Genomic DNA, 26,376 nt, shown 5'->3' with positions numbered 1-26,376 from the left:
ATAAATTATGTGATCCACTAGCGAAATTACTCTTTTTAACGTACCATAAATTACAAGATAATTTGAGCGACCTTAGTCATTGACTGCGGTCAACTAAATCATAATCTAACCCAATATCTATCGTCAATTCCTAAATTTTCTATAATAAACAAATAATCATTATAGAATATAATATTTTTGGAGGCCAAATATTTTGAATCTATTAACTACTCGCCAGAAAAAGGCATTAGAAACCAGAGAAAAATTACTGAAAAAGTCTTTAAATTTATTTAATAAATATGGATTTGAGCATGTATCTGTAGAACAAATTACAAAAGCTTGCAACGTTTCAAAGGGTACATTTTATACATATTTCCCTTCCAAGTATGATGTTATTTTAGAAAAATTTAAAGAACTAGATAGTTTTTATAGCACCGTGGAACAAAACATTAATCAGGCATTACCTGCAAGTGAGAAAATTCTAACGCTTTACAAAGAGCAAATGATGTATTTAATTAATGTCGTGGGCAAAGATTTAATGCGAACAGTCTATACTGCCGCGATGACTAACCAAGTTGAACAAGACCACTATTTAATTAGTCCTCAGCGGAAAATTTTTCAGATACTCAATACGTATATTGAGGAAGGGATTCGTCTTGGCGAGTTTCGTGAGGATTTAGACTTAACGCAGATACAGACTATTGTACAGCGATGCATGCGTGCCAATGTGTATGACTGGCTAATCCATAATGAAGAACTTGATTTAGTAGCTGAAATGCATTACTTTACTGCAGTCGTGTTAAATGGCTTAAAGGTTGTATCAAAGTAACATTAGATTTTATTAATTGTCATTAGGTCTTTTCATGGTATAACCCCTATTTTCCAATGTGATTTTACTAGGAGGAATGAGATGATAAAACACTTTATTACAATTGGCATTATCGCGACTATGGTACTCTTTATATTCCTCTACGAAATCAATAATAAGGTCACTACAATCACTGAAATAACGCCAGTAACTTCTGATGAGTATTTATCAATTGGTACATACGAATTGGAGAATCCAACTAAAGAAGATTTTATGAAACTTGTCGTAGAGGTTAATGTACGAGGCGGGACAGGTGATGGATCGATTGAAGTTCCTAATTTTAGAGATGTTATCAATTCGATTGATGGTCAAGAAAGGTATCGGTTTGGGAGTATGTCTCATTCAGACACATCATTTTGGATAGAGTTAGTTTTTTTATCACGAGGTTTAGAGAAAGCGGACATACAAAAAGCCTTTCAAAATGAACACATAAATATTCATTTTGACACTGATAATAATCAAGAAATAGCTATTTCATTTTATGTTAGAGGTAAAGTCAAAAGTAGTTTTAAGCCTTAAATCAAAAATCCCAAATAGACCTAACCTGAAAATTCAGAGGCAATGCTATTTAATACTTTAAAAAGTATTCATACTCACAATCTTTTCAAGTTGTGTACGAATAATAAAGCTCTTCAACAAAAAAATAGTTATTTAAAAAAATGATATGAAATTGGGTTTTTATATCATCTTTTAATATTGTCTCGTATACTGAACGTGAATTTTTGTGTATTTTTTCTATAGTATATTGCGAAATAAGAGTGTATAATTCATCCCGAAATGATAGAATTATAAAAATATTCAAAAATGAAAGAGGTAAAAATAATGGAGGCTAGTGCAGATGTTTTAATCGTTATCGATTTACAAAACGGCGTATGTTACAGCGGAGATCATTTATTTAATCTACAAAATTTACTCACAAAAGTAAATAATAGAATCGCCTTATATAGAGAATTACATAAACCAATCATTTTTGTTCAGCACTGTGATGAAGAATTAGTACCTGAAGAAGAACTTTGGGCTATTAATGCCGATTTAGATGTTCAAGAACACGACTTTTTATAAGAAAAACTCATGCAAATTCATTTTATAAAACGAACTTAAAAAATCTTTTAGACCAATTAGCTGTACATCGTATTGAATTTTGCGGCGCCCAAACAGAATACTGTATGGATGCTACGATTAAATTTGCTCATGGTTTGGGATATGAAAACTTTATGGTACAGAAAGCAACCTCTACTTTGAATAATCCATTTATGTCTGCAAAAGAGACAATTGATTTTTATGAAAATATATGGAACCACAGATTTTTAAAATTGATAGAAGATGAATCTTAGAATGAACGATTATATAAATCGGTCAATCAAAATAAAGATTCCTTTACAAAAATTATGAAACAAAAGAAAAACTCTCTTTTTAAACATCTTTAATAACCATCTATCAACGTAATAGATAGATGGTTACTGTATTTCTAAAAGTGAATTCAAACTATTTTATTACCAATAAACTCTATTTCCAAAGGTAAAAAAGCATATTCTCCAGCTTTAATAATCTCACATTTACGAACTGGGATAGGGTGTTTAAAAATCGGTCCATCTATTACTGTGGTATGGAACTCTCCACCTTCTCCGCAGGGATCAATACCACGTGCTTCAAGCTCCTTCACGTATTCATGAGTTAACGTTCGTCCTAAATCATCTTCTCGCATTCCTAATGATAAATTAACAGTTACAATAATCGTTACAAATCCCAGATTTATAAACTCTTCGACAGCTTCACGATGATCCATTTCCCATAATGGCATTCCAAGCTTTAATCCAGCATTCTTCGTAACTTTTTCATGCCAACAGCCATGAGCAGGCATATCTAAGTCTCCAGTTACTAACACTTCTGCCCCTTGATTTTTAGCTTTTTCTAAAAGGGACATAAATACTTTTTCATAATCTGTCCAGCTTGAAGCTGCAGTATATACGGGCAAACCAATAGATTTAGCTTGGGCATGTATGAGTTCCGGAGGCATTCCATGGGATCTAGAACATTTCCCTTCTTCCTCCAGCATTACGATCAATCCAATCGCTTCTCCAACCTTCCCTGCTTTATATAGAGCTAAGACACTATCCTTTCCCCCGCTAAAAGAAGCTATAAATTTATGCCCGTGAGCACTATTTTTCCAATCCTTTAATTCTGCCATTCCTATCTTTCCCCTTTATTTTAATGACTTTTTTACGATGCCTACTATTAGCCATTTCATATTTTATCGCTGTATTTGTATGATTTTATCACGATTGGACCTTACAGTTAGGATATTATTTCATACCGATACAAAAAAATTGAAATCCTAATGATGAAGAGAAAAGTTAAGTCATATCCTTAAAGGAAGAATTTCTTGAAATCACTACTGCAATTAAAAAATGATCAAACCTTATTTCAATGCTACAACGAATAACCCCCACAATCGCTAGATGTCTTCTAGCAATTGCAGGGGTTATTTTAAATTATATTCTCTTTAAAATTTGTCACATATGACCAGCACGAATTTTCTTCACAATACTGTATGAAGTCATCAAAGACATTGGTGCAAGAGCGGCAATTGAGATAACCCAAATTGTTAAGTTTTCTGCTGCCTTTAACTCTGCATAATTTGTTGAAACAAAAATAATTAGTCCACCTAATAGTATGTAGCTCAGCACGTTTGGAAAAATAACGAGTAAACGTAAAACGGCTGGTGGCATTTTCTGTTGATCCATAAAACCACACCCCTTTACTCAATTATACGGAAATAAGCTATCAAACGCACTATCTTTCTCTAAAACCTCCTAAACTAATAGGAGCTGCCTTAAAAGAAAAATAGTATACTGGGAGTACTTTTAGTATACTGTTTTTTGATATACAGGTAAAATTCCGCGTAGACTCCTGCGGGAACAGCACAAGACGTAAGACGCAACAAACCGCGCGTAGCGAGGGTTGCGACTTACGCTGTGCCCGCGGAAAGCGAAGCGGATTTTTACCATATAGAAAGGTAGTTGTTTTGCTTAAAGAGACTTCTTGGACATCCCTTATTATTATACTTTATATTTACCAGCAGATTGTTGTAATGTATCGGCTGTTGTGTTTAATCTATCGATGACAGCTGTCATTTCATTCATACTAGTTGCTTGGTCTTGTGCTTTTTGTGCTACTGCATCAACACTTGTAGACGTCTGTTTTGCAAGTAGTGAAACATCTTCCATCGTAGCTGTCACTTCCTCAGTGCTCGCTGCAATTTCTTCTGTTGAGCTCGATACTATGTCCACCTGGTCAGCTAGCACTTGAACACCATTATTAATTCCTTCAAATGCTTGCTGTGCGTCATTAGCAATTGTACGACCAGCGTTTAATACCTCAGCTGTAGAATTGATTGCTTCTACAATTTCTGTCGTTTCAATTTGCACACTAGAAACAACTTGTGAAATACGCTCGGCTGCTACTTTTGATTCTTCCGCTAATTTACGTACCTCTTCAGCTACAACCGCAAAACCTTTACCCGCCTCACCAGCACGTGCTGCTTCAATAGAAGCATTCAAAGCTAGTAAGTTTGTTTGGTCTGAAATACCTGTGATCACATTCGTAAATTCACCAATCATACCCGATAATTTTACTAACTCTTGTGTTCGTAAGACAGATACATCTGTCTTTTCATAGATAGTTGATAATTGTTTTTGTAAACGATTCATAATTTGCAAACCGTTATTAGCGTTTTCTTCGGTATCACGAGAAATTGAAGAGATTTCTGCAATGGACTCAGAAATATGCTGAATACTACGTGCTAATTCTTCCATCGAATGCGTACTATCCTCTGTATTTTTCAGTTGCCCGAAAGTTGCCTGCGCAACCTGTCTCGACTCTTCTTGAATGAGCTGAGAAGAAGCAAGCGTATCATATGCATTACTATGAATAATACTTGTGGCATCTTTAATTTGATGCGCTTCCTGCTTTAAATCGCGCATAATCGATTGGAAGTTTTCCATCATCTTGTTAAAGGACGTCACGAGCTGACCAATCTCGTCTTGAGATGTCACTTCAATACGCTTCGTTAAATCTGCCTCACCCTGACTAATGTCTTCAAGTGAATTACGCACACTCAAAATACGCGATACTTGTTTTGATACTGAAAGACCTGTTGTAAAGAATATGATACATACGACAATTAAAGACGCTATGATCGTCCCCTTCAAAATATTAGTTAATACAGTATTCGATACAACAACTGCTAAATACGAACCATTTGATAACGGTTTCACATACTGCGTTACGCGCGTTCCGTCATACTTTCCTGAAAAATCTGAAGCAGCCTTTGCTGAAAATTGATCTTTTGTAAAACCGATATCCCCTAATTTTTCATCTGATGTTGCGGCAATGGCTTCCCCTCTATCGTTGACAACCGCAGCAAATAACACTTTTGAGGATAAATTTTCTTTTAACTCGTTAATATAATATGGACTACCAATACTTGCTTCTAAATCAAGAAGTTGTTGACCATGACGTGCAACTTGGACAATTTGTGGAGTTGTAGGATCCCAACTACTGACACCTACAAATTTATAAAATTCTCCGTCGACATCTCGGATTTGAGCTTTTTGAACAATCTCTTTTGTATTACCCTCTAATAGTTGCATATATTCTGCTGCTTGTCCGTTTGGATCAGAGCCAAAATTAAAGTCTATAAAAGGTGCAACTGAAGTCACGCCCGTATTTCCTTTATCATCAGTACTCCAGATTTCATCCATACCACCACGTTCAGCAATTTCTTTTAAATCTTCATATGTAGCGCCCTTATTAATTATGTATGAAGCCATTACAGACTCAGCAATCATTTCCTTCTCCATAATTTCTTCGGTCTTTGCCATCGAGTGAATAGCCCCTTCCATCCCCATAGCGATTGAATTGACGAGTGCTTCACCATTACTCTTTTCACTTTTATAGGTCGCTTGAAAGATATAGACAGAAAATGCCCCGATTATCAACACAACAATTACCATAATTTCGAGCATCATTCTCCACTTCATTGACTTCACCATAACACCATTCCTCCCGACAACAATACATAATTTCACTCTCATCATACAATATCCAATTAATATATTTAATACATTCTTTACCAAAATTGTTGCATGGAATTTATTTTGGTTAGTAAAATGTCATTAATCCGTCACCGAAATTCAGAATTTTCAAAAGTAAGAGGAAAAATACTATCTTTATTAAGAAAATCACATGATTTTTATCATTTTTTATCTTTTCTACTTCATTATTTTATATAGATTTCAGTTCTCATTAGGTTTATTTGACCTATTTTCATAAAAGTAAAAAGCATCTTTTTTAATGTTCATTCATTAAAAAAGATGCTTACTTCAACTATTCTGTTCCGTCACATATTAACTATGTGTATATTTAAATTAATGGTTCAACTCACCGTTTTGCCAACTAAATATAGCATAATCTGAAGTTAAGTATGTTTGTGCAAAAATCTCTTGCGCTTCTGCTAAAAAATTGGGTAAATCACTTGGTAAAAAGCGGGCACTTAAATGATTTAATAATAAATAACGAGCTTGTGCATGTTTGGCAACAGTCGCCGCTTCTATATTTGTTGAATGACCATAATTGGCTGCTAAGTCAATGGTAGAACCATCAAATGTAGCTTCATGTACAACAATATCTGCACCTTCTGCTAAAGCAATCGATTCTTCACAATATTTTGTGTCGCCTAAAATGGCTAAAGTAAAACCTTTTTGGGGCGGTGCCACTACATCCGTAGCACGAACTATCACACCGTCATCTAATGTAATATCTTGTCCGCTTTTTAACTGACCTAGTGGTGGACCCTTCGGCACTCCAAGCGCTAGAGCTTTTTCAATCAATAACTCTCCCGGCAAGTCCTTTTGCTCAATGCGGTAGCCAAAGCAAGGCACAACATGGCGCAACTCACCTGCTCGTACGATAAACTGTGCATCCTCGTAAATAATGCCATCACTTACCTCTATAAACTTTATTGGATATGTCAAATGTGTTTTCGATAAGGAAAGTGTCATCTCAATCCATTGTTGTATGCCAGCTGGACCAAAAATCGTCAGCTCCTCATCCCCACCTTGAAAAGAACGTGAACTAAGGAAACCCGGCAAACCGAAAATATGATCTCCATGTAAATGTGTTATAAAAATCTTTGTCACCTTACGAGGCTTTAAAGATGTACGCAAAATTTGATGTTGCGTGGCCTCACCACAATCAAATAGCCACATTTCGCCGATTTCATCAAGTAACTTCACCATTAATGCACTTGTGTTTCGTTCCTTTGATGGCATCCCTGCACCAGTCCCTAAAAAATGCAACTGCATATACTTCACCTCTTTTTACTCTGTTTCTTAATTTTATAAACCAAATATGATTAGTAATAAATAGAGTTATTATAACATGAGTAACCACTACTAACTACTTATCCACCATAACTTGAGGTTGATTTCCGTTCCGACTGGGTGCTTTCCGTGGGGCGTCTGATGAGCCGCTTCGGGACAACAGGATGTTGGTCACGAAGGCGTTGTCACAGGACGTGACGCTTTTAGCCTTCGTTCCCCTACAAGCTCGCTCCAGGGTCTAATCTAGGACGCTAATCCCCCAAGAGTCGCCCAGCCTCCACTACAATCAACTAGCATTTTAATATTGATATACCATTAACCAATTATCATCCCAGACTTTTGATGATGAACAAAAAAAAATAATTATTTCAAGAGTCAAATCATAAAAATACGCACATTAGCTTACTATCATTTCTTCCAATCAGCTGCATAAAATCAGAGACCTCGACAACTATCAAAGCCACAGTTTTTCTCATGTCGCATTAATAAGAAATCTTCCTTGTTTAGCTTTAATTTCAAAGTAATATTTTTCATTTTTCTTTAGGCCTTCCAATTGTACGCTTGTTCCAGGTGATACCAGCAATTCACCTGCTACTAAATTTCCATTTTCATCTTTTACCCTTAGCAATATGTCACTTGGATTATTAGCGTAATTAGTAATCTCTTTATTCCAAAAGACGCTATCATATATCAGATAATCTTTGTCGTTTTTAGGATGCTTTATGTCGCTAAAAATTACTCTTTCCCACTCTTCCATACCATCTGTTGAATCTACAACTACAACGGCGCTTCTCATAGGGAAAAAGATTTGATTCACAGCCCCTACATCTTGAATCACTAACCCTCCTATAATCGTTATCATTAATGTCATAACAATGGCTACAGCGACTTGAATATGCCGCTTTTTATTAATTTTCTTTAAAGGGGAAATTGCTTTTTTAGCTTCTTCTGGTATCTGTTGAATATAATCTGTTTGCTGTTGCATCCTTTTTAACATCTGCTTACATTCTTCACAATGGGGTATATGTTCTTCAATCGCTTTTACAGTATCATCACTACAAATACCATCAATATATGACGGTAGTAAATCTTTAATAATATTACAATTCATTCAGATCAATCCTTTCTGCTAGTTTTAGTTTGGCACGATAATAGGTAACCCTCGCCCAGTTCTCACTTTTATCAAATATCTCACCAATCTCTTTAAAACTCAGATTAATGGATGTTCTTAGTAAAAATATTTCACGATATGGCTCCTTTAATAAATGTATTTCTTTGTGTATCGAAACAAATGTATTACGTTTAACTACCTCAACGTCTGGTACATCAGCTTTAGATGGGATATCTACACCCATATGCATCATATTTTCTACACTCATATGAGTATTACGTTTTTCCTTTTTTAAGTAGTTATAATATGTATGTTTTGCAATCTGGCATAACCAAACAGACATTTTACATTCACCGTTAAATCGCCCAATAGACTTAACTGCTTGGTAAAAGGTTTCTTGGGTTAGTTCTTCTGCTAAATCTACATTTGAAGTTAAACAAATAAGAAAATACTTTACTTCATCTGCATACGATTTGTAGATTTCATTTAAATCCTCCACCTGCCCCCTCCTCTCTACAAATATAAACTGAGATACTTATATATAGATTTTAAACAGAATTCGTTACAAAATTTAAAATTATTTCAAAAAAATGTCCTATGTATGGCCAAGTGTAAAATATACCAACGTTTCCCATTACACACCATATTTCACGTACCTGTCTCAAAGATATATTTAACTGTTTCATAAAATAAACTGCCCTAAAGGTTGCTCGATTACAGTCTTGCTCTTATGCAAATGCTTTCTTAAGTTTAAATACACACAATCTCTTCAAATTTGAAGGTTTTTTATCGTCTTGCGGCTCATTTGTTATAATTAGATAAATTATCTTGCTGGTCATACTATCAATTACAACCTCAAAATCAACAACCCTAGTACTAAAATAGGCAAGTATGAATCCAATATGGAATTCATACTTGCCTTTAGCTGCTATTCCTAACTGTTGGTAGCCATAAGAGAACAACTAGCTTGTTTTTTAATTGATGCTATTTATTTGTTCGATATAAAGAGAATAATTTGTATCTAGTTTTTCGCTGTTTTCATTAATGATTTTACCTTCATATAAGGATTCCCCTGTACGTAAATCACCAATATAGAACGAATAACTGTCAGAAACACGATTCACAAAATATAGCTTATCATCTGTAATCTCCAAAAAAGGTGTATCTTTATCATTAATAGTGCTTGGATAATTAAAATGCATAGGCTCTTCCCACCGTTTAGTTTCAATATTGTAATGGTTCAGCTCTATATTGTTGGCTGAAAAAACAGGAACGAATATTTTTTCCCCATGAAGAATCATCAAGTCCTTATTTGGTTTTAATTCGGCAGGAATCGTCCATTCTTCCACTTCATTATTAACATTATTATAAATATACATTTGGCTAGAGATAGTATCAGGCCTACCCCCTCCCATTCGTTCCTTATATTTTTCTATCATATAAAAGTAATAGTTTTCATTTTGAATTTTATTGAAATTATTAAAAAATGAAATATCCGAATAAATTTCTTCTTCTTGCTCTATTTTCGCAATTATTGCGTCATTTTCTAATACCTTGCTCTTTTCATTTACTGTATAAATATGTAACTCCCTCCCACCATTAATGAGATAGTTCGTTACAAATATCTTTATTTCCTCATTTTTTACATAGACATCATTCACATACATCCGGTCATAGCTTGCTTGCGCTGTCGTATTGATTTCTAATGATGAACTGTTATTTGTACGCTTGTCGAGTATATCGATTTGAAGTGTTAAAAGATTTCCTTGAATTACTTTCTGCCCATTATTTGGATCAGTTGTGTAAATCAAACGCTCTTCGTCTTCAAAGTACTTCCATGGAGTTAATTCTTTTCCGCGCATAAACTTACGATGTTCTTGAATATATTTTTGAAGCATTAAAGGTACTGGAGGAGCTATCAAACCTTCAATATATGCCTGGCGACCCAACAGATTAGTCGAACCCTCCTTTGATATGTTCAACAAACGATAAATAGCTCCATTCTGATAACCCGCTTGAAGGATAAGGTTTTCGATTTCTTCCTTATTTCCGCTAGTCGTTTCAATTTTAAAGGGGAAATCATTTTTAGTTGCCCTTGCTGCTTGGATATAGTAAGATCCGATTGTTGTCACGATCACTAAACTGATCATTATCGTTTTCCAGTATTTTTTCATCAAAATCCCCCCCGTTAGACCCTTATTTTATTTTTCAGCAACTGATTCGCGATCCAAATGGCGCTTCCTAAAATAATCATACTTGTTACCAGTTCCATTAGATAGATTTCATGTGGGTAAAAATAGCGTGTATAAATGCCTGTCAATATTAAAGGCGTAATAAGTACACCGAACGATATCACTCCATAAACGACTCCAATGAAAATACCTTTTAAACCGTAACTTCGCTCTATCAATATGGCTGTGAAAATTATTGCTACAAAAACTAGCCCTATTCCATAAATCAGGAGAAATCCTCTGAATGTGTTCGGATATAGAAAGGCCAACATATCTATATTATAGATTGCGGAAAGTGGCAAATACGTTCTGAAATCTGCCGGTATAATACTTTTTACAATCTGCATTTCGATAGGAATCAATAATATTTGTAAGGTTATAAAACCAAATACCAAAAACATAACGGTAGACAATTTGGCGAAATAAATATTAATTCTTCTAGTCGGCAACATTAATAATCTGTAAATGAACGTATTTTTCCCAAACCAATCCCGATACCAAATAAAGAAAACATAAATCATCAACATGGCGATACAAAAAACAATCGGCAATATAAACCAACCAGAATTAGCGAGATGGCTAAAAGAAAACACACTGTATTGCTCAATATATTGACTCACTGAAAGTTGATTTTCATACATCACCTGATTTGCATTTTTTATATATCCTTTTGAGACAATAACCGCACCGATGAGCTGAGAGACAACTGTCAATCCAATTAGAATTAGGTACAATTTGAAAAATCTATTTATTTCGAAATTAACAAGTTTTATATAACTTTTCATCTACGATACACCTCCCGCATCACATCAACGACTGATTTCCCTTCATTCTCACGTACTTCCTCTACACTAAAGTCCTTTAAAACTTCACCTTCATCAATAAGCACTGCTCTATCTATCAAGTGCTCAATATCATTAATTTCATGGGTTGTGAGAATTACACCACGATCTTCAATCAAATGGCTTGTAAACACTTCTGCAATTTGTTCACGGGAAAAAATATCAATACCTGAGAATGGTTCATCCATCAGTAAGTAGTCCACATCCAGTGCCAAACCTAATAGCATGTTGACTTTAGCTGTATTCCCCTTCGATAAATTGGCAATCCGTTCGGTAGGGTCTAGTTTGAAAAATTTCAACAGCTCCTCAGCCCTTTGTGGATTCCAGCTTTTATAAAAATCCGCCATAAACGCGAAGGCTTCAGCAATTTTCATTTGTGGCAACATCGTGATTGTATCCGGTATAAAGGTGATTTTGTCATAGCTTTCTTTCCTGATTTTTTCCCCATCTATCAAAATTTCACCGCTATTAATCGGCGTGAGGGCCATAATCGCTTTCATAATTGTCGTCTTCCCTACTCCGTTTATCCCGATTAAACAAGTAATTTCACCTTTTTTAGCCGTGAAAGAGATACCTTTTAAAACCTGTTTTCTGCCGTATTTTTTCTTGACATTTTTCACTTCTATCATTTCGATTCCTCCGCTTCCCCGCTTTCGGCATCGTACTTTTTCTCAACTAGTTCCAACACTTCGGATAACGGCACATTGATGGATTTTATAGAACCTAAAAATAAGTCAACCGCTTCGATAATCAATTCCTCACGGACACTTTTAAGGACTCCTTCATCTTTCGTAATACAACTTGGCATATTTCCCTCAGTAAAAATCAATCCTTGTTCCTCCATTTCCTTATAAGCTCGTTGTGCGGTATTGGGGTTAATCTTCAGCTGATTGGCTAGTTCCCTTCTTGATGGAATCTCCTGACCTGGTTCAAAATATCCCTTGGCGATTTGCTCTTTAAAATGCCGGATAACCTGAACATAAAGTGGATCCCGATTATTAAACTTTACATTCAATACACTCAACTCCTAGAAAATCATATTTTCGCGTATTAAACTCTTAATACACACTACGCATAATGATAGGCTATGCACTTTTCTAAAGAAGTACGTTCTATATCATTTAGTCATTGCAACCACTAACCCACTATGTGTATTAACCACTTAATACACCTACATCAAAAAAATGTATTAAACAAGTAATACACCCTTTAAAGTGCATTATATACTTAATACACATTTTATGGCAACTGATTTCGTGGAAATTAATCTCAAAAAACTCATAGAGATTAAAAACGATAGGACTTAAACGGTTTTTATCAAACTTTATTGCACATCCACATCAATTTTCCCTATTAATCGAAAATACTCTAGTGAATTGGACGTTGCCAGGGCTGCCTTACCTCTATAAAAAACAACTGTATTCCACTTAATAGTAAGAGGAATACAGTTGATTATCTTATTCAATGTGTGATTGACACTATTTCGGCTCCCAAGAAACAAGTGCTGCATGGAAATCGTGACGATAAAAATAGCGCCCATCTACTTCTTCAATAAATGGAGCTAACGCCTCTTCAACGTGCGCCCGCTGATAGCCATCAGATAAAATTTTACTACTTTGCGTCTTAATGAGTTGTTCATAAGAATCGTATTCATATGTACGTTTAAGTTTAACAATCTCACATTCCGCATAAATATCCATTTCATAGAGTAGATTCAAAAACTCAATATAATCTCTACGTGGAAACTTGATATCATAACCATATCGTTCATGTAATACCTGATAATGTGGCTGAATCGGACCTGTCGTCATCCCAATGATGGCACGCTTTTTCGCAAGGCGGTTCATATGACGAAGCGCCTCTTTAATGTGAAACATACGATAAAAGCAATTTACCCCGATTACCACATCATGCGCTTCTAGCGTATCTTCGCCCAACTCTTCCCACTTCTCATGAACATAGCTCACATGCTCCTGATCATTTAAACAGCTTTCTAAGTATGCTAGTACACTTTTGGAACTATCAACGCATGTTAGCTTCTCTGCATAATCTGCAAGTGGAAATGTGTAATTCCCCCAGCCTGGTCCAATCTCTAAAACAGATTGTTGCGGCTCAATTTTTTCGCGTATCGCTTCAAAAATACGTGTCGCATATGGGTCGGTTTGTCCTACTTTTTTACGTGCAATTGACTGAGCCCAAAATTGTTCTTCTAACGAATCATCTACCATTCGTTCTGGCATTTTCCCGTGCCAATCTTTCATACCTTCTTGCCATAATGCTTCATAATTAAAAGCGAGTGGGCCTTTTCTTGTCATGCTTTCACCTCTAAATTAAGCAGTTCATACACTTTTTCCATATCTAAATTTGCACGCACATGTTTAGCCAGCATATTATAGGCATCTTCTCGGCGTTCTGCATCACTCTTCACATCACTTGGTAGCACTGCTAACCCTTTTTTTACACGCAATTCATTAACGAGTTTTCGCGTAAATTGACGATTATGGAAAAGTCCATGGAAATACGAACCGATTACTTGCCCATCTTTACTCACAGCCCCGTCAACACGTCCATCTGCTAATTGTAAAAAAGGTTCTACTTCCTCACGCAAAATCGCCGTACGTCCGAGATGAATCTCATAACCAGTTAACCTCATATCACTTCCGGTTAACTTGCCCGACATCTGTACTGTTTTTTTATCGCCTACAAAGATTGTTTCAATTGGCAATAACGCTAGCCCTTGTGCATTGTCACCATTTCCTTCTACTGCATCAGGGTCTAATAACGTTTCCCCAAGCATTTGGAAGCCTCCACAAATACCGATAATTTTCGTACCTTTTGCACGCAAATTTTCAATAGCCATCTCAAATCCTTGTGCCTTTAACCACGCTAAATCATCCATTGTACTCTTCGTTCCCGGCACAATCAATAGATCTGGTGTACCAAGCTCAGTCACATTCGCAATTAAACGAACACCAACCTCCGGCTCATCAAAAAATGGATCGACATCCGTAAAATTCGAAATGCGTGGCAAACGAATCATCGCAACATCAATCTCAAACTCATCTTTTTTTGGTTTTTTAAATCGCAGTGAAGAAAGTGCTAGGGAATCTTCCGCTTCGATATTGACATCCATATACGGTACTACGCCAAGGACAGGAATTCCTGTTTCCTCTTCAAGCCAAGTAAGGCCGTCATCCAGTAATTCACGCATACCACGGAATTTATTGATCACAATGCCTTTCACACGAGCACGCTCAGCCTCATCTAAAAGCGCTAGCGTCCCAATAATAGAAGCGAAGACGCCACCCCTATCAATATCTGCCACCAAAACAACCGCTGCATCGGCTAAATGTGCCATGCGCATATTGGCAATATCACGGTCTTTCAAATTGATTTCAGCTGGACTCCCCGCACCTTCTAGCACAATGACATCATATGTATTTTGTAATTTCCGTACGGATTGTTCTACGATAGGCATTGCTTCACTGACAAAATTATTGCGATAGCTTTTTGCATCCATATCTAAGAAATGCTTACCATGTACAATTACTTCTGACATCATCTCTTGCTTTGGTTTTAATAAAATTGGGTTCATATCCGTCGTAGCGACCACACGCGCTGCTTCCGCCTGTACACCTTGTGCACGACCGATTTCTCCACCATCCTCTGTCACGAACGAATTGAGTGCCATATTTTGTGACTTAAATGGCACTACGCGCAGACCGTCATTCGAAAAAATACGACAAAGTGCAGTACAAATCATACTTTTCCCCACATCTGAAGCCGTTCCTTGAATCATAATTGACTTTGCAGGCATTTCTGTCCCCCCCTAAAACTCAAGTCCCTTTACAGCCGGTATTCCTTCATCATAATAATGTTTCGTCGCATCAATTGTTGACACCAAATCTGCCATTGCCATAAGTGCTGGATTTGCACTACGTCCAGTTACGACAAGATGCATCGTTGCTGGTCGGTTTTGAATAGCCTCGATCACTTCAGCTAAAGGTAATACATCATCGACAGGGAATTTTGTAATAGCAAGTGCATTATTGAGTTCATCTAAAACAAGCAAGTCGATACTGTCATCTTGCAAAGCTACTTTCGTTTTTTTCCAAGCCTTTGCAAGGGCTACTCGGTGTTCTTCTGGCGTTTTCGTCCACGTAAAGCCTATCCCCATCTGTTCCATCTCAACACCAAGCTTACTAAGAGCAATTTGCTCTCCATATGTACGCTCAGGGGATTTGATAAACTGCATATAGCGTACATTTAAGCCGCGTCCTACTGCACGCAAAGTAACACCTAGTGAGGCAGTTGTTTTCCCTTTCCCTTCACCTGTGTACATTAAAAATAAGCCTTTTCTAGCCATATATTCTCATCTCCTCTAAGCGAGCCAAGTTGTTTTCTTTTCAAATGAAGTACGTTTCTTTTCTGGTAACTCTTGCTCTTCTGGATATCCTATAAAAATCGTCCCTACTACTTTTTGTATATCACTTGCACCGATAAAATCATGCATACGTGTATCATGTACAAGCCCAACACCACGCGTACGCCATACAAATCCAAGTCCTAGTTCTTCTGCAGCTAGCCACATTGACATAATGGCACTGCTTACAGCAAAAACATTATCTGCTGTTGCATCTGTATCACCTTCAACAATATCTGACGTCACAACAATGGCAACTGGTGTCGTTTGCACAACTTTTAATGAGCTCTCAACTAAATTAGGTTTTGTCGGAAAACGTTCTTGTAAATATGCTGCCGCCATTTCTTCATAGCGGTTCATCGCTTCACCTTGCATAACGTAAAAATGCCAAGGCTCGCGCATTCTATCATTTGGCGCGTAAGTGGCTGCTTGTAAGATTTGCTCAATCTTCTCTTTTTCAACAGGCTGTGTCGTGTAATTACGGATCGCTCGTCTTTGTTTTAATGCTTTGATGACTGACATTTTGATCTCCCCTTATTGCGTAATTTCTAGTTGTTGCTCTTGGAACCACTGGATTTTCTCCCGTACATTAACAACATCTCCAACGACAATCATTGAAGGATTATGATAACCTTCACGTTCAATGATGTTTGCGATTTCATCGAGTTGCCCTGTAATCGTACGTTGGTTGTCTGTAGTGCCCCACTCAATGACCGCAACAGGAGTTGTTGCTTTGCGTCCATGCTCAATAAGTTTTCTCGCAATATATGAAATATTGCCCACGCTCATATAAAAAGCAACCGTATCAATTCCTGTTGCAAGCGCAGGCCAATTTAAAAAGTCTTGCCCTTTTTCTTCGCGGCCATGACCCGTGACAAGTGCAAAACTTGTGGCAAAATCACGATGTGTAACTGGAATTCCTGCGTATGCTGGTGCGGCAATTCCCGCTGTAATGCCCGGGACAACTTCATAAGGAATACCATGATTTTTTAATACTTCCGCTTCTTCTGCACCACGTCCAAAAACGAATGGATCTCCACCTTTTAAGCGTGTTACAACTTTTCCTTCTTTCGCTTTTGCGACAAGCAGTTCATGTATTTCATCTTGAATTAAGTGATGTTTCCCGGGCAATTTTCCGCAAAAAATGAGTTCTGCATCTTTTTTTGCATAGTTCAACAATTTAGGATTAACGAGGCGATCATAGGCAATCACATCAGCCTTTTGAATACATTCAAGGCCATATACGGTAATTAACTTCGGATCACCAGGACCCGCTCCAACTAAATAAACTACTCCGTTACTCATAGTGATTCTCCCGTCAATAATTGTTGTAAATAAACTTCTCGTTTGTCGATGTCACCACTGCGTGTCCATTCTAATAAAGACGGTTCAAGTAAAGCTTTTAAAGCCTTAGTACGCTTTTCACCCTTTTCGATCGCAGCAGTAACCATCAAGCGTGCTTGCTGTAAAAAATGTACATAATCTTCATAGACATCATCAAACTGCTGTTCTAAATCTTTTTTTATTTTTCGTGCTAATGCAGGGCTTGCTCCTGACGTTGAAACAGTTAAAACGAGTGGCCCGCGACGTACTGTTGCTGGTGTAATAAAATCACTTGTCCCTTGTACATCTGCACGATTCAACAGCTGCCAGTGTTGCGCAGCTTCTTGCACGGCATCATTGACAGATGGTTCATTCGTTGCCGCAATAATCATTGTGGCATCATCTAAATCACGTGGCTCAAATTCTTTTTCACGCCATGTAATTTCACCGTTCTCGGCAAGTGGCACCAGTGTTTCTTGCAATGTAGGACTGATAATTACGATATTTGCTTTTGCTGGTAGTAACGATGCCACTTTTTGCGTTGCAACATGCCCCCCGCCAACAATAACAACCGTTTTATACTCGATATTTAAATGTATTGGAAAATAATTAGTCATCGTTTTTCACCTTCTTACATGCTGTAATCCAATTGTCCACGAGTTGTGGATTTGATACGAAATGAAAATGTGTATAGCCAGCTACTAAGTTGTTTACGTTATAGCCTTCCTGCTTTTTACCGAATCGCCCCTTCGTTTCATAAGCAGGTGTTGCATGCTCTCCGCTGTATTTCGAAAAATGGAATTCATGCCCTTTCGCTTCTTCATTCGCCTCTATTAAAAAGTTACCCTCTGTGCCAAAAATCTCGCGATACCCAAGTGCCGCGAGTTTTGTTTGCATCGCTACCTCACCCGGAATAACACCAAGCATCTCATAGCGCTCACCAGAACTATTCGTAATAGCTTTTGTACAATACATAAAGCCTCCGCATTCTGCCAATGTCGGCAAGCCTTTGTGTATCGCTTCACGAATCGACTGCTTGGCAACTTCATTTTGTGCAAGTGTTTGTGCAAATTCTTCCGGGAACCCCCCACCGATATATAGCCCATCTGCCTCAGCAGGTACAGGCTCATTCGCTAATGGAGAGAAAAACTGCAACGTCGCACCTTTCGCGCGTAGCAATGCTAAATTTTCCTCATAATAAAAGTTAAATGCTGCATCTTTCGCTACCGCTATACACACATCTTGTTGTGGTTGTTTAACAAATAGAGTTCCCGTTTCTTCAAGTACTGGTGCTTTTGTTAAAGCAAGAAGCAGCTCTAAATCAATCGTTTCAGCCATTAATGCACCAAGCTTATCAAAAAAGGTATCTAGCTCTCCACGCTCAATTGCAGGGATTAACCCTAAATGACGGCTAGGAATATCAATGTCTGCCTCACGCTTTAAATACCCAATGACTGGAATACCACATTCCTGTTCAATGGCCGCTTTAGCAATTTCATAATGCCCAACGCTACCGACTTGATTGGCTATGACACCAACAATATTCGGCTTATCGGACAGCAGTTGAAATCCCTTTACAACAGCAGCAACACTTCTTGCCATGCTCGCGCAGTTGACAATTAAAATCACAGGACTTTCCGTAACGACACTGATTTCAGCAGCTGACCCTGCATCTGATAAAGGGCTTTTGCCATCATAAAAGCCCATGACACCTTCAACAATCGAAACATCCGCATCCTTACTTGCACGTGCCACAATATCACGCACTGCCTCATGCGCAAACATCCAGCTATCAATATTACGCGATACACGTCCTGTCACTGCTGTATGATAGGTCGGGTCAATATAATCAGGACCACATTTAAAGCCTTGCACGATATTCCCTTTATCCTGTAATGCCTTCATGAGACCAATTGTAAATGTCGTTTTACCAACACCACTACCCGTCCCGGCAAGTACAAAGCGATTTGTTTCCATGCAATTCCTCCTTAAAATGGGCGTCTCGCAACAGAAATCGTTGCATTGCCTGATTTTTTCTTTTGTAAAATTAATGTCTCAACCTGGGCGTAACGCATCGCTGCTGGTTCACTCACACCGTACGCGCCTGTATATTTAAACACCGTATCAGACGGTGTTGGAAAATCAATTTCATTCAATTCGGCTGGTGTATACGTGATGAATTCCCAGTCGTATTTTTTAGTAATATCGATAAAGCACTGCTCGTCTTTCTTTAAATCAATCGTACAAAGTGCTTTGACACTTTTTTTCGATAGCTTTAGTTCAGCAAGTGTTTCATCTATGACTTGTTCAATTTCTTCAATTGATGTTCCACGATTACAGCCCATCCCAAGAACCACTGATTTCGGGCGATAAATCACACCATTTTCAAGTAGTACTTCTTCTTCTGGTTCAATGATACGGTCAGTAATGAGTAACGTCGCATGAGGGTTTACGGCAATTGCCGCTTGTGTCGATGGATACACTTTTATTTGTTCTGGCATCGGCGTATCACGCATCCACCAATTTCGCTCACCAGTTTCCTGTACGATGGCAACATGCTCCTCATTAACAACAGAAGCACTAACAGGTGTTAATTTCTCATCACTTTCCCACACCCAACCAAAACGCGAACCGAATAAATCAACTGGAATCGTTTTTTGCACATCTGATGCAGTTGTAATAATTGGATTTGCCCCCATTACAGCAGCTACTTCATGCGTTAATTCATTGGCGCCACCTAAATGGCCAGAGAGTACACTAATGACATTTTCACCACGATCATCAATAACAACGACACCTGGGTCTGTCTTCTTATCCTGTAAAATCGGCGCAATCATACGAACGACTGCACCGAGTGAAATAATTAAAATTAATCCTTTATATTGCTTAAACAAAGTTGGGAGGAGCAAGCGCACTGTACCCGTAAACATTTGAATATGTTTTTGCTCCTCGTCACCATGCTCGAATTTCCCCATATAATAGAGGTCACCTTGCGAAAATGACTGTTGTATTTTTCGCCCCAGCTGCACACCATGCTTAGTAATGGCTACGATTGCATATGGATGTTGCTGGTCGACCTCTGGTAATACGCCTTCTTGTAACTCAATCACTTGTCTTCACACCTTTACGGAAGCCGTGCGTAAAGCTTGCATCGTATAATTTCGATCGATATTCATCCTTGTCATGGATATCCGGGTCTAATGCCCAGCCTGCTAAAATCATGGCATGCTTCCGGATGCCATTCACGCGCATTGCTTCATCTAGCTCAATTAACGTCGTGCGAACAATTTTTTGATCTGGCCACGTCGCACGTTGAATAACCGCAACTGGTGTATTGTCTGCCCAGCCCGCACCTTGTAGTTCCTTCACAATTTTCTTCGTTAACGTTGCACTTAAGAACAGCGCAATTGTACAATGATGACTTGCCAAGCTACGAAGTTTTTCAAATTCAGGCACCGGCGTACGTCCTTCAGCACGGGTTAAAATCAGTGTTTGCGTTAAATCAGGAATTGTTAACTCTGCACCAATTGCCGCTGCGGATGCAAATACAGAACTCACCCCAGGTATTACTTCATAGCCAATATCCTGTTTCTTTAACAGTGCCACTTGTTCCATAATCGCCCCATACATTGCAGGATCTCCGGTATGCATACGTGCGACAACTTTACCTGCATTTACATGATCTACCATCACATCGACCATTTCTTCTAAATGCATACCTGCAGTACGAATAACTTCCGCTCCCGGTTTTGCCTTCGCGATTAAATCCTCATTCACTAAAGAATCTGTGTACATGACAACATCAGCTGTTTGTAAAATCTGTAAGCCCTTCACCGTAATTAAATCCGGATCTCCAGGACCAGCACCAACTATAAAAACCTTCTTCACTATTTACGCACCACCATTAACGTTAAATATTCTAAATCGACGCCGTCTAGCTCGCGGACATCCCAAATGATTTCTTCATCTGATGTCACTTTTGTCACAACTGAGGCTTTATCGAGTAAATCTAAATCACGCAGTACTTCTAGCATCAAATCAATGACTTTCGCCACTTTAATGAAGACAACGGCATCATGACTTTCGATTGCTTGACGCATTGCATCATAATCATCGTGCGCAGGAATAATCGCAACATGATCGTCGCCATCTGCAAGCGCAATACCAAGACGCGAAGCTGATCCATTAAATGATGAAATACCAGGTACTGTACGAATTTCCACATCCGGATGCATCTCTTGCATCAGCTTCATCATATGTATGAACGTGCTATATAAAAGTGGGTCCCCCTCTGTAACGAACGCCACATCTTTGCCTTCTTGTAATTTACCATATACTAACTCTACAGATTTCGTCCATTCACGTTCAAGTACAGCCGCATCCTTCGTCATTGGAAACACAAGGCCCAACATATCCTTTTCTTCTGGATTAATATAGACTTCAACAATGCGGTGCGCATAGCTTTTACTACCTTTTAATTTTTTCGGATAAGCAATTACTGGTGACTCTTGAATGATGCGAAATGCCTTTACTGTAATTAACTCTGGATCTCCAGGGCCAACGCCTAAACCATATAAAATACCTAAGTTACTCATGATTTTCTTCCTTTCGATGTGCCGAAATAATGTAAATTGGATTGAGTGGTACAAATCTTGTCATATCTAAAATCGGTTTACTGCGAGCAAGCTGCGCTTGTAAAATATCTACTGCAAAGCCACATGCCTTAAATGCTTCCACCGCTTTATATAAATTTTCGATCGTCGCCGCATTTAAAACAATACGACCATTTGGCTTCAAGCGGTTGCAGCAAAGCTTGAGTAGCTCTACCATCTCGCCACCCGTTCCCCCGATAAAAATCGCATCTGGATCTGGGAAGTTTTCCAGTCCTGCTGGTGCTTTACTATGAATTACTGTAATATCTACGCGGAATTTCTGCTGATTTTGCAGACAGTTTTCAAGGTCTGGTGCATTTTTCTCCACCGCAAACACTTGTCCCTCTGGTGCAAGCTTCCCTGCTTCAATCGCCATTGATCCCGTACATGTTCCAACGTCCCACACAGTGCTATCCTTTTGTATTTGCATAGCATGTAGACTTAGTACCCGAATTTCCTTTTTCGTAATTAGCCCTTTATCTGGCTTACGTTGCGAAAATTCTTCGTCGTCAATGCCGAGTGCATAACGTTTCGGCACTTCCATTTGCTTTAAAATCACAACATTTAGTGGCGAAAAATCAGCTTCTTCTAACTCATCTAATGAGTACCAGCCACATTTTTCGTTGGCACCTTGTAAATTTTCCGCTACAAATGCGCGATATTCTGTCATACCAAAATGCTTTAAATAACGTGCGAGTGCATTTGGACTATTGTCTGCATCCGTTAAAAGTGCGACTTTTTTCTTGCCATCTATCCGCTGAGCCAACCCCTTCATCGAGCGCCCGTGAATACTTGTCACGTAGGCGTCTTGCCAACTCTCACCCATTTTAGAAAACGCCAATTGCATCGAGCTCATATACGGGTATACCTCAATGTCTAGCTTCTTCGCTAAATAGCCTCCGATTCCGTAAAATAACGGATCACCTGACGCTAAAATGACGATTTTACGTGTTTCGGCTGCTAGTCTTTCTACAAGTGTTGATAGGCCACCCTTAATCACGATTTTTTCTCCTGTATATGTTGGGAAAAATCCAAGTACACGTTCTCCGCCGACAAGTACCTCACTGTCTTCAATCCACTGGTTGTATTGTGGCAGTAAGCTTTCCAGTCCGTTATCCCCGATCCCAATCAATTTCATCGATGGATGCAATATTCTCAGCCCTTCCTAATAATTGTCCTTTCATCGAATAAATCGATGTTGCGAGGATCATGCCGCCCTTAATATGATGCAACGAGGAATAGCAACAAGCTTCACACAGGCGATGAAAGAAATCATCATAGCCCTTTTCTGCCATAATTTCACCGACTTGTGATGCTGTATTTGCTTCTCGAACTTCTACTTGTGTTTCTTCATCTGCACCTACATCACTAGCAAGCTGCGCCAAAAAATTAAAGTCAATGCCAGCACTTTTTGAATGCACCATCATGACACCCTGTGCAACTTTTGAAAATTTTCCCATCATGCCAACGAGAGATACTTGCTTGATGCCTTGTCGTTTACAATGCTTCAGTGTAAAGCCGACAAAATCACCCATTTCAATAAACGCTTCTTCTTGCAACTCTGGATACTGCGCCATTGCATATTTTTCACTGCGCCCTCCTGTCGTTACAACGAGATGTTCACAGCCTGCTGCTTTTGCAACACTGATGGCTTGCACGATACTTGCCATATACGCAGAACTCGAAAAAGGCACGACGGTTCCCCTTGTGCCTAATATCGAAATACCACCGATTATGCCGAGCCGTCCATTCAACGTTTTCTTCGCCATTTCCTCACCCAGCGGTACTGAAATCACAACATTTACCCCACGTGCAACTTGAAATGTTTCAAGCACTTCTTGGACAGTACCGAGAATCATTTTACGTGGTACCGGATTAATAGCTGCTTCACCTACAGGTACAGGTAAACCGGGCTTTGTGACACGCCCGACGCCAATACCTCCGTCTAAATGAATACCAGGTTTATCTGTCCAACTGACTGTCCCAATAATAAGCGCTTTATGAGTAGCATCTGGATCATCACCAGCATCTTTAATCGTTTCACAGCTTACTTCATTGCCGTCAAAAGTACATTTTTCAATGGTAAAAGTCGCATCACGCCCAACAGGTAAATGAATCGTACTCGTTTCCTGCTCTTCATTCGTAATGAGGGCAGTAAGCGCTGCCTTCGTGACAGCTGTTGCACAGGCTCCCGTTGTGTAACCATGACGCATATCTTTGGGATCCTTTTTTGCCTTCCGTTCCATTACTTTTTCGCCTGTTCGTCCGCTAAAATAGAAATGGCATTAAGTGCTGCAACCGTTACTGTACTACCGCCTTTACGGCCAACGTTTGTAATGTACGGAATTCCTTCAATTTTCAGTAACTCTTCTTTAGACTCAGCAGCTGAAACAAATCCAACAGGCATCCCAATAATTAAATCCGGCTTTGCAATCCCTTCTTTAATTAAGCGAATTAACTCAAGTAGAGCAGTTGGCGCATTACCAATGGCATAAATTCCACCCTCGTGTAAGCTCACCGCTTTTTGCATAGAAATAATCGCACGTGTTGTATTTTGCTTTTTCGCTTCAATCGAAACATCTTCATCTGCGATATAGCAGTGTAAATCTCCACCATGTTTTTGGAATCGTTTTCTACCAGAGCCACTTTCAATCATTTGCACGTCTGCAATAACATGACGGCCCGCAAGAATTGACTTAACGCCCGCTTCAAGTGCTCCCGGTGTGATAATCACACTGCGTCCTAATTCGAAGTCAGCTGATGCGTGAATAATACGACGGACAACTTTCCATTCATCTTCAGTGAAGTTATGCTCACCCATTTCCTCTGCAATAATCGCAAAGCTGTAATCATAAATTTTATCTGGGTCTACTGTTAGTGGTTTGAAATCTGTTTTAAAGTCCATTTGTGTTGCCTCCTAAAGTGTCTGTGACAGCTTGTACTACCTCTTCAAAAGTAGAATATTGCTGTCCATATTTTATATTTGGTCGTGCAATTAATATTGTTTCAATATTACAAGCCAGTGCCGCTTCAAGCTTTTCATCGACAGAACCGACCTTGCCACTTTCTTTTGTAATCATTAAAGTCACGTCATATTGACGGAACAATGCTTCATTCAATTCCTTTGAAAAGGGGCCTTGAATGGCGACGATATCCTTTTGCGCCACACCAAGTGCGTCACACTTTTCCATATTGTCGAGTCGTGGAAGCATGCGTGCGATCAGGCGAGTATTTTCTAACCCGTGCAATACTTTTGTAAAGGTCGCAAGTGTTTTACTGCCCGTTGTCAGCATAATGACACCACGTTTTTCAGCTGCTAACTGCGCGGCTGCCTCGTAATCTTTGACGACTGTAATGAGTGGATGTGCATATTGCTCATGGGCACGTTCATAGCGAATGTATGGAACATTTGCCATTTTGGCCGCAGCCATTGCATTTTTTGAAGCTTCCTCTGCGAATGGATGAGAAGCGTCAACAACGATTTTGTAGCCTTGCTCCGTTAAAATCATCGACATTTCCTGTGCCGTTAACCGACCGACTAAATGCTTAAGGCCGACTTCTTCAAGGCTTGTCGCCGCCGATTCTGTGACAACAGTCGCTGTCACATCAAAGCTCACTTCCTTCAATTCAAGCGCTAAGCTCCTTGCATCACTCGTACCTGCTAACATGAAAATCATTTCACTGGCTCCTCATGATGGTGATCGTGGTGGTCATGATCATGGTCGTGATGATGGTGATGGTGTGCGTGACCATGTACCTCTGCGTAAGCTCGGTAATTTTCTAAATCTTGCATACCTGTAGAAGTACCATTCACCGCTTGCTCAATACGCTCTAATAGGACATTTTGCAAACGCTCATGATAGCCGAAATAATCCGCAATCTGAATATCACATTCAGGATATTTTTCGTTAAATTGCTGACGCATCTCGTGCATGCGTTCCATTAAGATACCTGTAAATAAAAAGTACGGTAGCATGATGATTTTCTTGGCACCTAGTTTCACGCAACGCTCAATGCCCTCTTCCACTCGAGGATCTGTAACGCCCATAAAGGCACTTTCAACGTACTGCACAGGTAGCTTCTCCCAAAGCAAACGTGTGATTTTATAAAAATCGCCATTCGCGTATGGATCACTACCGCCACGTGCAATTAGTAAAATCGCTGTATCTTCATGGTTTGCCTCTGTGTCAAAGCCAGTCTCTGCTAAACGATCTTGTAAAATTGTAAAAATCTCTTCGTGAATACCAATCGTTTGGCCATACGTAAAGTGAACATTTGGATAATGCTCACGTGCATGCTCAATTTCTGCTGGAATGTGCAATTTCGAATGCCCTGCGTGTAGCAAGATAATTGGAATAACATGTACTTCAGTTGCGCCCTTTTTCACGCAATTCGTAATCCCTTGCTCAATATTTGGTGTGGCAAACTCTAAAAAGCATGTCTCCACTAAAAAATCTTGATCAATTCTCGGTGTCATTTGTTCAATAAATGAACGTACCTCATCATTTCCTGCTGCTAAACGGCTACCATGGCCGACAAATAAAATTGCTTTCATCTTTGCTCT

At 38.8% G+C, this 26,376-nt stretch carries 27 protein-coding genes and 1 pseudogene; 3 read left to right on the top strand and 25 right to left on the bottom strand.

The window, feature by feature from the left end:
• The first annotated feature begins 193 nt into the window (after positions 1-193).
• The 3 genes and pseudogenes from ACIQ2D_RS05070 (at position 194) to ACIQ2D_RS05060 (ending at position 2,181) form a co-directional block, all read left to right on the top strand.
• Entirely contained in the window at positions 194-808 is a 615-nt protein-coding gene (locus ACIQ2D_RS05070) for a TetR/AcrR family transcriptional regulator (RefSeq protein ID WP_402860347.1), read from the top strand.
• An 81-nt stretch (positions 809-889) separates the two neighbouring features.
• Positions 890-1,366 carry a hypothetical protein gene (locus ACIQ2D_RS05065; protein WP_402860344.1) on the top strand — a complete coding sequence of 159 codons (477 nt, stop codon included), beginning with the start codon at positions 890-892 and terminating at the stop codon, positions 1,364-1,366.
• Between the two features lie 303 nt (positions 1,367-1,669).
• Positions 1,670-2,181, top strand: a pseudogene (locus ACIQ2D_RS05060) (cysteine hydrolase family protein).
• Positions 2,182-2,327: 146 nt separating this feature from the next.
• Here ACIQ2D_RS05060 and ACIQ2D_RS05055 read toward each other — a convergent pair.
• The 25 genes from ACIQ2D_RS05055 to ACIQ2D_RS04935 all read right to left on the bottom strand — a co-directional run bounded on the left by ACIQ2D_RS05055 (position 2,328) and on the right by ACIQ2D_RS04935 (position 26,367).
• Positions 2,328-3,035 carry a Dph6-related ATP pyrophosphatase gene (locus tag ACIQ2D_RS05055; protein WP_402860341.1) on the bottom strand — a complete coding sequence of 236 codons (708 nt, stop codon included), beginning with the start codon at positions 3,033-3,035 and terminating at the stop codon, positions 2,328-2,330.
• Between the two features lie 325 nt (positions 3,036-3,360).
• The gene (locus tag ACIQ2D_RS05050; RefSeq protein ID WP_402860338.1) at positions 3,361-3,591 is read right to left on the bottom strand and encodes an acyl-phosphate glycerol 3-phosphate acyltransferase; all 231 of its coding nucleotides are present in this window, start codon (positions 3,589-3,591) and stop codon (positions 3,361-3,363) included.
• Positions 3,592-3,906: 315 nt separating this feature from the next.
• Positions 3,907-5,901: a methyl-accepting chemotaxis protein gene (locus tag ACIQ2D_RS05045; RefSeq protein WP_402860335.1), complete on the bottom strand. Its 1,995-nt coding sequence runs from the start codon at positions 5,899-5,901 to the stop codon at positions 3,907-3,909.
• A 375-nt stretch (positions 5,902-6,276) separates the two neighbouring features.
• Entirely contained in the window at positions 6,277-7,212 is a 936-nt protein-coding gene (gene rnz / locus ACIQ2D_RS05040; protein ID WP_402860332.1) for a ribonuclease Z, read from the bottom strand.
• Positions 7,213-7,702: 490 nt separating this feature from the next.
• On the bottom strand, positions 7,703-8,341 hold the full coding sequence (locus ACIQ2D_RS05035; RefSeq protein WP_402860329.1) for an anti-sigma factor family protein: 639 nt from the start codon (positions 8,339-8,341) through the stop codon (positions 7,703-7,705).
• Positions 8,331-8,840, bottom strand: a complete 510-nt coding sequence (locus ACIQ2D_RS05030; RefSeq protein ID WP_402860326.1) for an RNA polymerase sigma factor — start codon at positions 8,838-8,840, stop codon at positions 8,331-8,333. Before ACIQ2D_RS05030 ends, ACIQ2D_RS05035 begins: the two co-directional genes overlap by 11 nt.
• A 475-nt stretch (positions 8,841-9,315) precedes the next feature.
• On the bottom strand, positions 9,316-10,515 hold the full coding sequence (locus ACIQ2D_RS05025) for a hypothetical protein (protein WP_402860323.1): 1,200 nt from the start codon (positions 10,513-10,515) through the stop codon (positions 9,316-9,318).
• A gap of 14 nt (positions 10,516-10,529) precedes the next feature.
• Positions 10,530-11,357 carry a hypothetical protein gene (locus ACIQ2D_RS05020; RefSeq protein WP_402860320.1) on the bottom strand — a complete coding sequence of 276 codons (828 nt, stop codon included), beginning with the start codon at positions 11,355-11,357 and terminating at the stop codon, positions 10,530-10,532.
• On the bottom strand, positions 11,354-12,043 hold the full coding sequence (locus tag ACIQ2D_RS05015) for an ABC transporter ATP-binding protein (RefSeq protein ID WP_402860317.1): 690 nt from the start codon (positions 12,041-12,043) through the stop codon (positions 11,354-11,356). Before ACIQ2D_RS05015 ends, ACIQ2D_RS05020 begins: the two co-directional genes overlap by 4 nt.
• Positions 12,040-12,429, bottom strand: coding sequence for a GntR family transcriptional regulator (locus tag ACIQ2D_RS05010; RefSeq protein ID WP_402860314.1), 390 nt, complete (start codon positions 12,427-12,429; stop codon positions 12,040-12,042). Before ACIQ2D_RS05010 ends, ACIQ2D_RS05015 begins: the two co-directional genes overlap by 4 nt.
• A gap of 463 nt (positions 12,430-12,892) precedes the next feature.
• A complete protein-coding gene (locus tag ACIQ2D_RS05005) occupies positions 12,893-13,729 on the bottom strand; it encodes a class I SAM-dependent methyltransferase (RefSeq protein WP_402860310.1) in 837 nt (278 codons plus the stop codon).
• Positions 13,726-15,231 carry a cobyric acid synthase gene (locus ACIQ2D_RS05000; protein ID WP_402860307.1) on the bottom strand — a complete coding sequence of 502 codons (1,506 nt, stop codon included), beginning with the start codon at positions 15,229-15,231 and terminating at the stop codon, positions 13,726-13,728. The genes ACIQ2D_RS05005 and ACIQ2D_RS05000 overlap by 4 nt, the downstream gene beginning before the upstream one ends.
• A gap of 12 nt (positions 15,232-15,243) precedes the next feature.
• Entirely contained in the window at positions 15,244-15,780 is a 537-nt protein-coding gene (locus ACIQ2D_RS04995) for a cob(I)yrinic acid a,c-diamide adenosyltransferase (protein WP_402860304.1), read from the bottom strand.
• 15 nt (positions 15,781-15,795) lie between these two features.
• Positions 15,796-16,359 carry a nitroreductase family protein gene (locus ACIQ2D_RS04990; protein ID WP_402860301.1) on the bottom strand — a complete coding sequence of 188 codons (564 nt, stop codon included), beginning with the start codon at positions 16,357-16,359 and terminating at the stop codon, positions 15,796-15,798.
• 12 nt (positions 16,360-16,371) lie between these two features.
• Positions 16,372-17,142, bottom strand: coding sequence for a uroporphyrinogen-III C-methyltransferase (cobA, locus tag ACIQ2D_RS04985; RefSeq protein WP_402860298.1), 771 nt, complete (start codon positions 17,140-17,142; stop codon positions 16,372-16,374).
• Positions 17,139-17,777 carry a precorrin-2 dehydrogenase/sirohydrochlorin ferrochelatase family protein gene (locus ACIQ2D_RS04980; RefSeq protein ID WP_402860296.1) on the bottom strand — a complete coding sequence of 213 codons (639 nt, stop codon included), beginning with the start codon at positions 17,775-17,777 and terminating at the stop codon, positions 17,139-17,141. Before ACIQ2D_RS04980 ends, cobA begins: the two co-directional genes overlap by 4 nt.
• Positions 17,770-19,137 carry a cobyrinic acid a,c-diamide synthase CobB gene (locus ACIQ2D_RS04975; protein WP_402860293.1) on the bottom strand — a complete coding sequence of 456 codons (1,368 nt, stop codon included), beginning with the start codon at positions 19,135-19,137 and terminating at the stop codon, positions 17,770-17,772. The genes ACIQ2D_RS04980 and ACIQ2D_RS04975 overlap by 8 nt, the downstream gene beginning before the upstream one ends.
• An 11-nt stretch (positions 19,138-19,148) precedes the next feature.
• A complete protein-coding gene (locus tag ACIQ2D_RS04970; RefSeq protein ID WP_402860290.1) occupies positions 19,149-20,270 on the bottom strand; it encodes a cobalt-precorrin 5A hydrolase in 1,122 nt (373 codons plus the stop codon).
• Positions 20,263-21,048 carry a precorrin-4 C(11)-methyltransferase gene (gene cobM / locus ACIQ2D_RS04965; protein ID WP_402860287.1) on the bottom strand — a complete coding sequence of 262 codons (786 nt, stop codon included), beginning with the start codon at positions 21,046-21,048 and terminating at the stop codon, positions 20,263-20,265. The genes ACIQ2D_RS04970 and cobM overlap by 8 nt, the downstream gene beginning before the upstream one ends.
• Positions 21,048-21,755, bottom strand: coding sequence for a precorrin-2 C(20)-methyltransferase (gene cobI, locus ACIQ2D_RS04960; protein WP_402860284.1), 708 nt, complete (start codon positions 21,753-21,755; stop codon positions 21,048-21,050). Before cobI ends, cobM begins: the two co-directional genes overlap by 1 nt.
• Entirely contained in the window at positions 21,748-22,950 is a 1,203-nt protein-coding gene (gene cbiE / locus ACIQ2D_RS04955) for a precorrin-6y C5,15-methyltransferase (decarboxylating) subunit CbiE (RefSeq protein ID WP_402860636.1), read from the bottom strand. Before cbiE ends, cobI begins: the two co-directional genes overlap by 8 nt.
• Positions 22,925-24,058 (bottom strand): cobalt-precorrin-5B (C(1))-methyltransferase, encoded by a 1,134-nt coding sequence (locus ACIQ2D_RS04950; RefSeq protein ID WP_402860281.1) that lies wholly within the window; start codon positions 24,056-24,058, stop codon positions 22,925-22,927. Before ACIQ2D_RS04950 ends, cbiE begins: the two co-directional genes overlap by 26 nt.
• Positions 24,058-24,717, bottom strand: coding sequence for a precorrin-8X methylmutase (locus ACIQ2D_RS04945; RefSeq protein WP_402860278.1), 660 nt, complete (start codon positions 24,715-24,717; stop codon positions 24,058-24,060). The genes ACIQ2D_RS04950 and ACIQ2D_RS04945 overlap by 1 nt, the downstream gene beginning before the upstream one ends.
• The gene (gene cobK / locus ACIQ2D_RS04940) at positions 24,707-25,489 is read right to left on the bottom strand and encodes a precorrin-6A reductase (RefSeq protein WP_402860275.1); all 783 of its coding nucleotides are present in this window, start codon (positions 25,487-25,489) and stop codon (positions 24,707-24,709) included. Before cobK ends, ACIQ2D_RS04945 begins: the two co-directional genes overlap by 11 nt.
• Positions 25,486-26,367 (bottom strand): sirohydrochlorin chelatase, encoded by an 882-nt coding sequence (locus ACIQ2D_RS04935; RefSeq protein ID WP_402860272.1) that lies wholly within the window; start codon positions 26,365-26,367, stop codon positions 25,486-25,488. Before ACIQ2D_RS04935 ends, cobK begins: the two co-directional genes overlap by 4 nt.
• Positions 26,368-26,376 lie beyond the last annotated feature (9 nt).

The organism is Lysinibacillus sp. NPDC097287, assembly GCF_044761695.1.
Classification (GTDB): Bacteria; Bacillota; Bacilli; order Bacillales_A; family Planococcaceae; genus Lysinibacillus.
The sequence above is the reverse complement of the archived record's forward strand: the minus strand, read 5'-3'. Positions and strand labels throughout refer to the sequence as shown.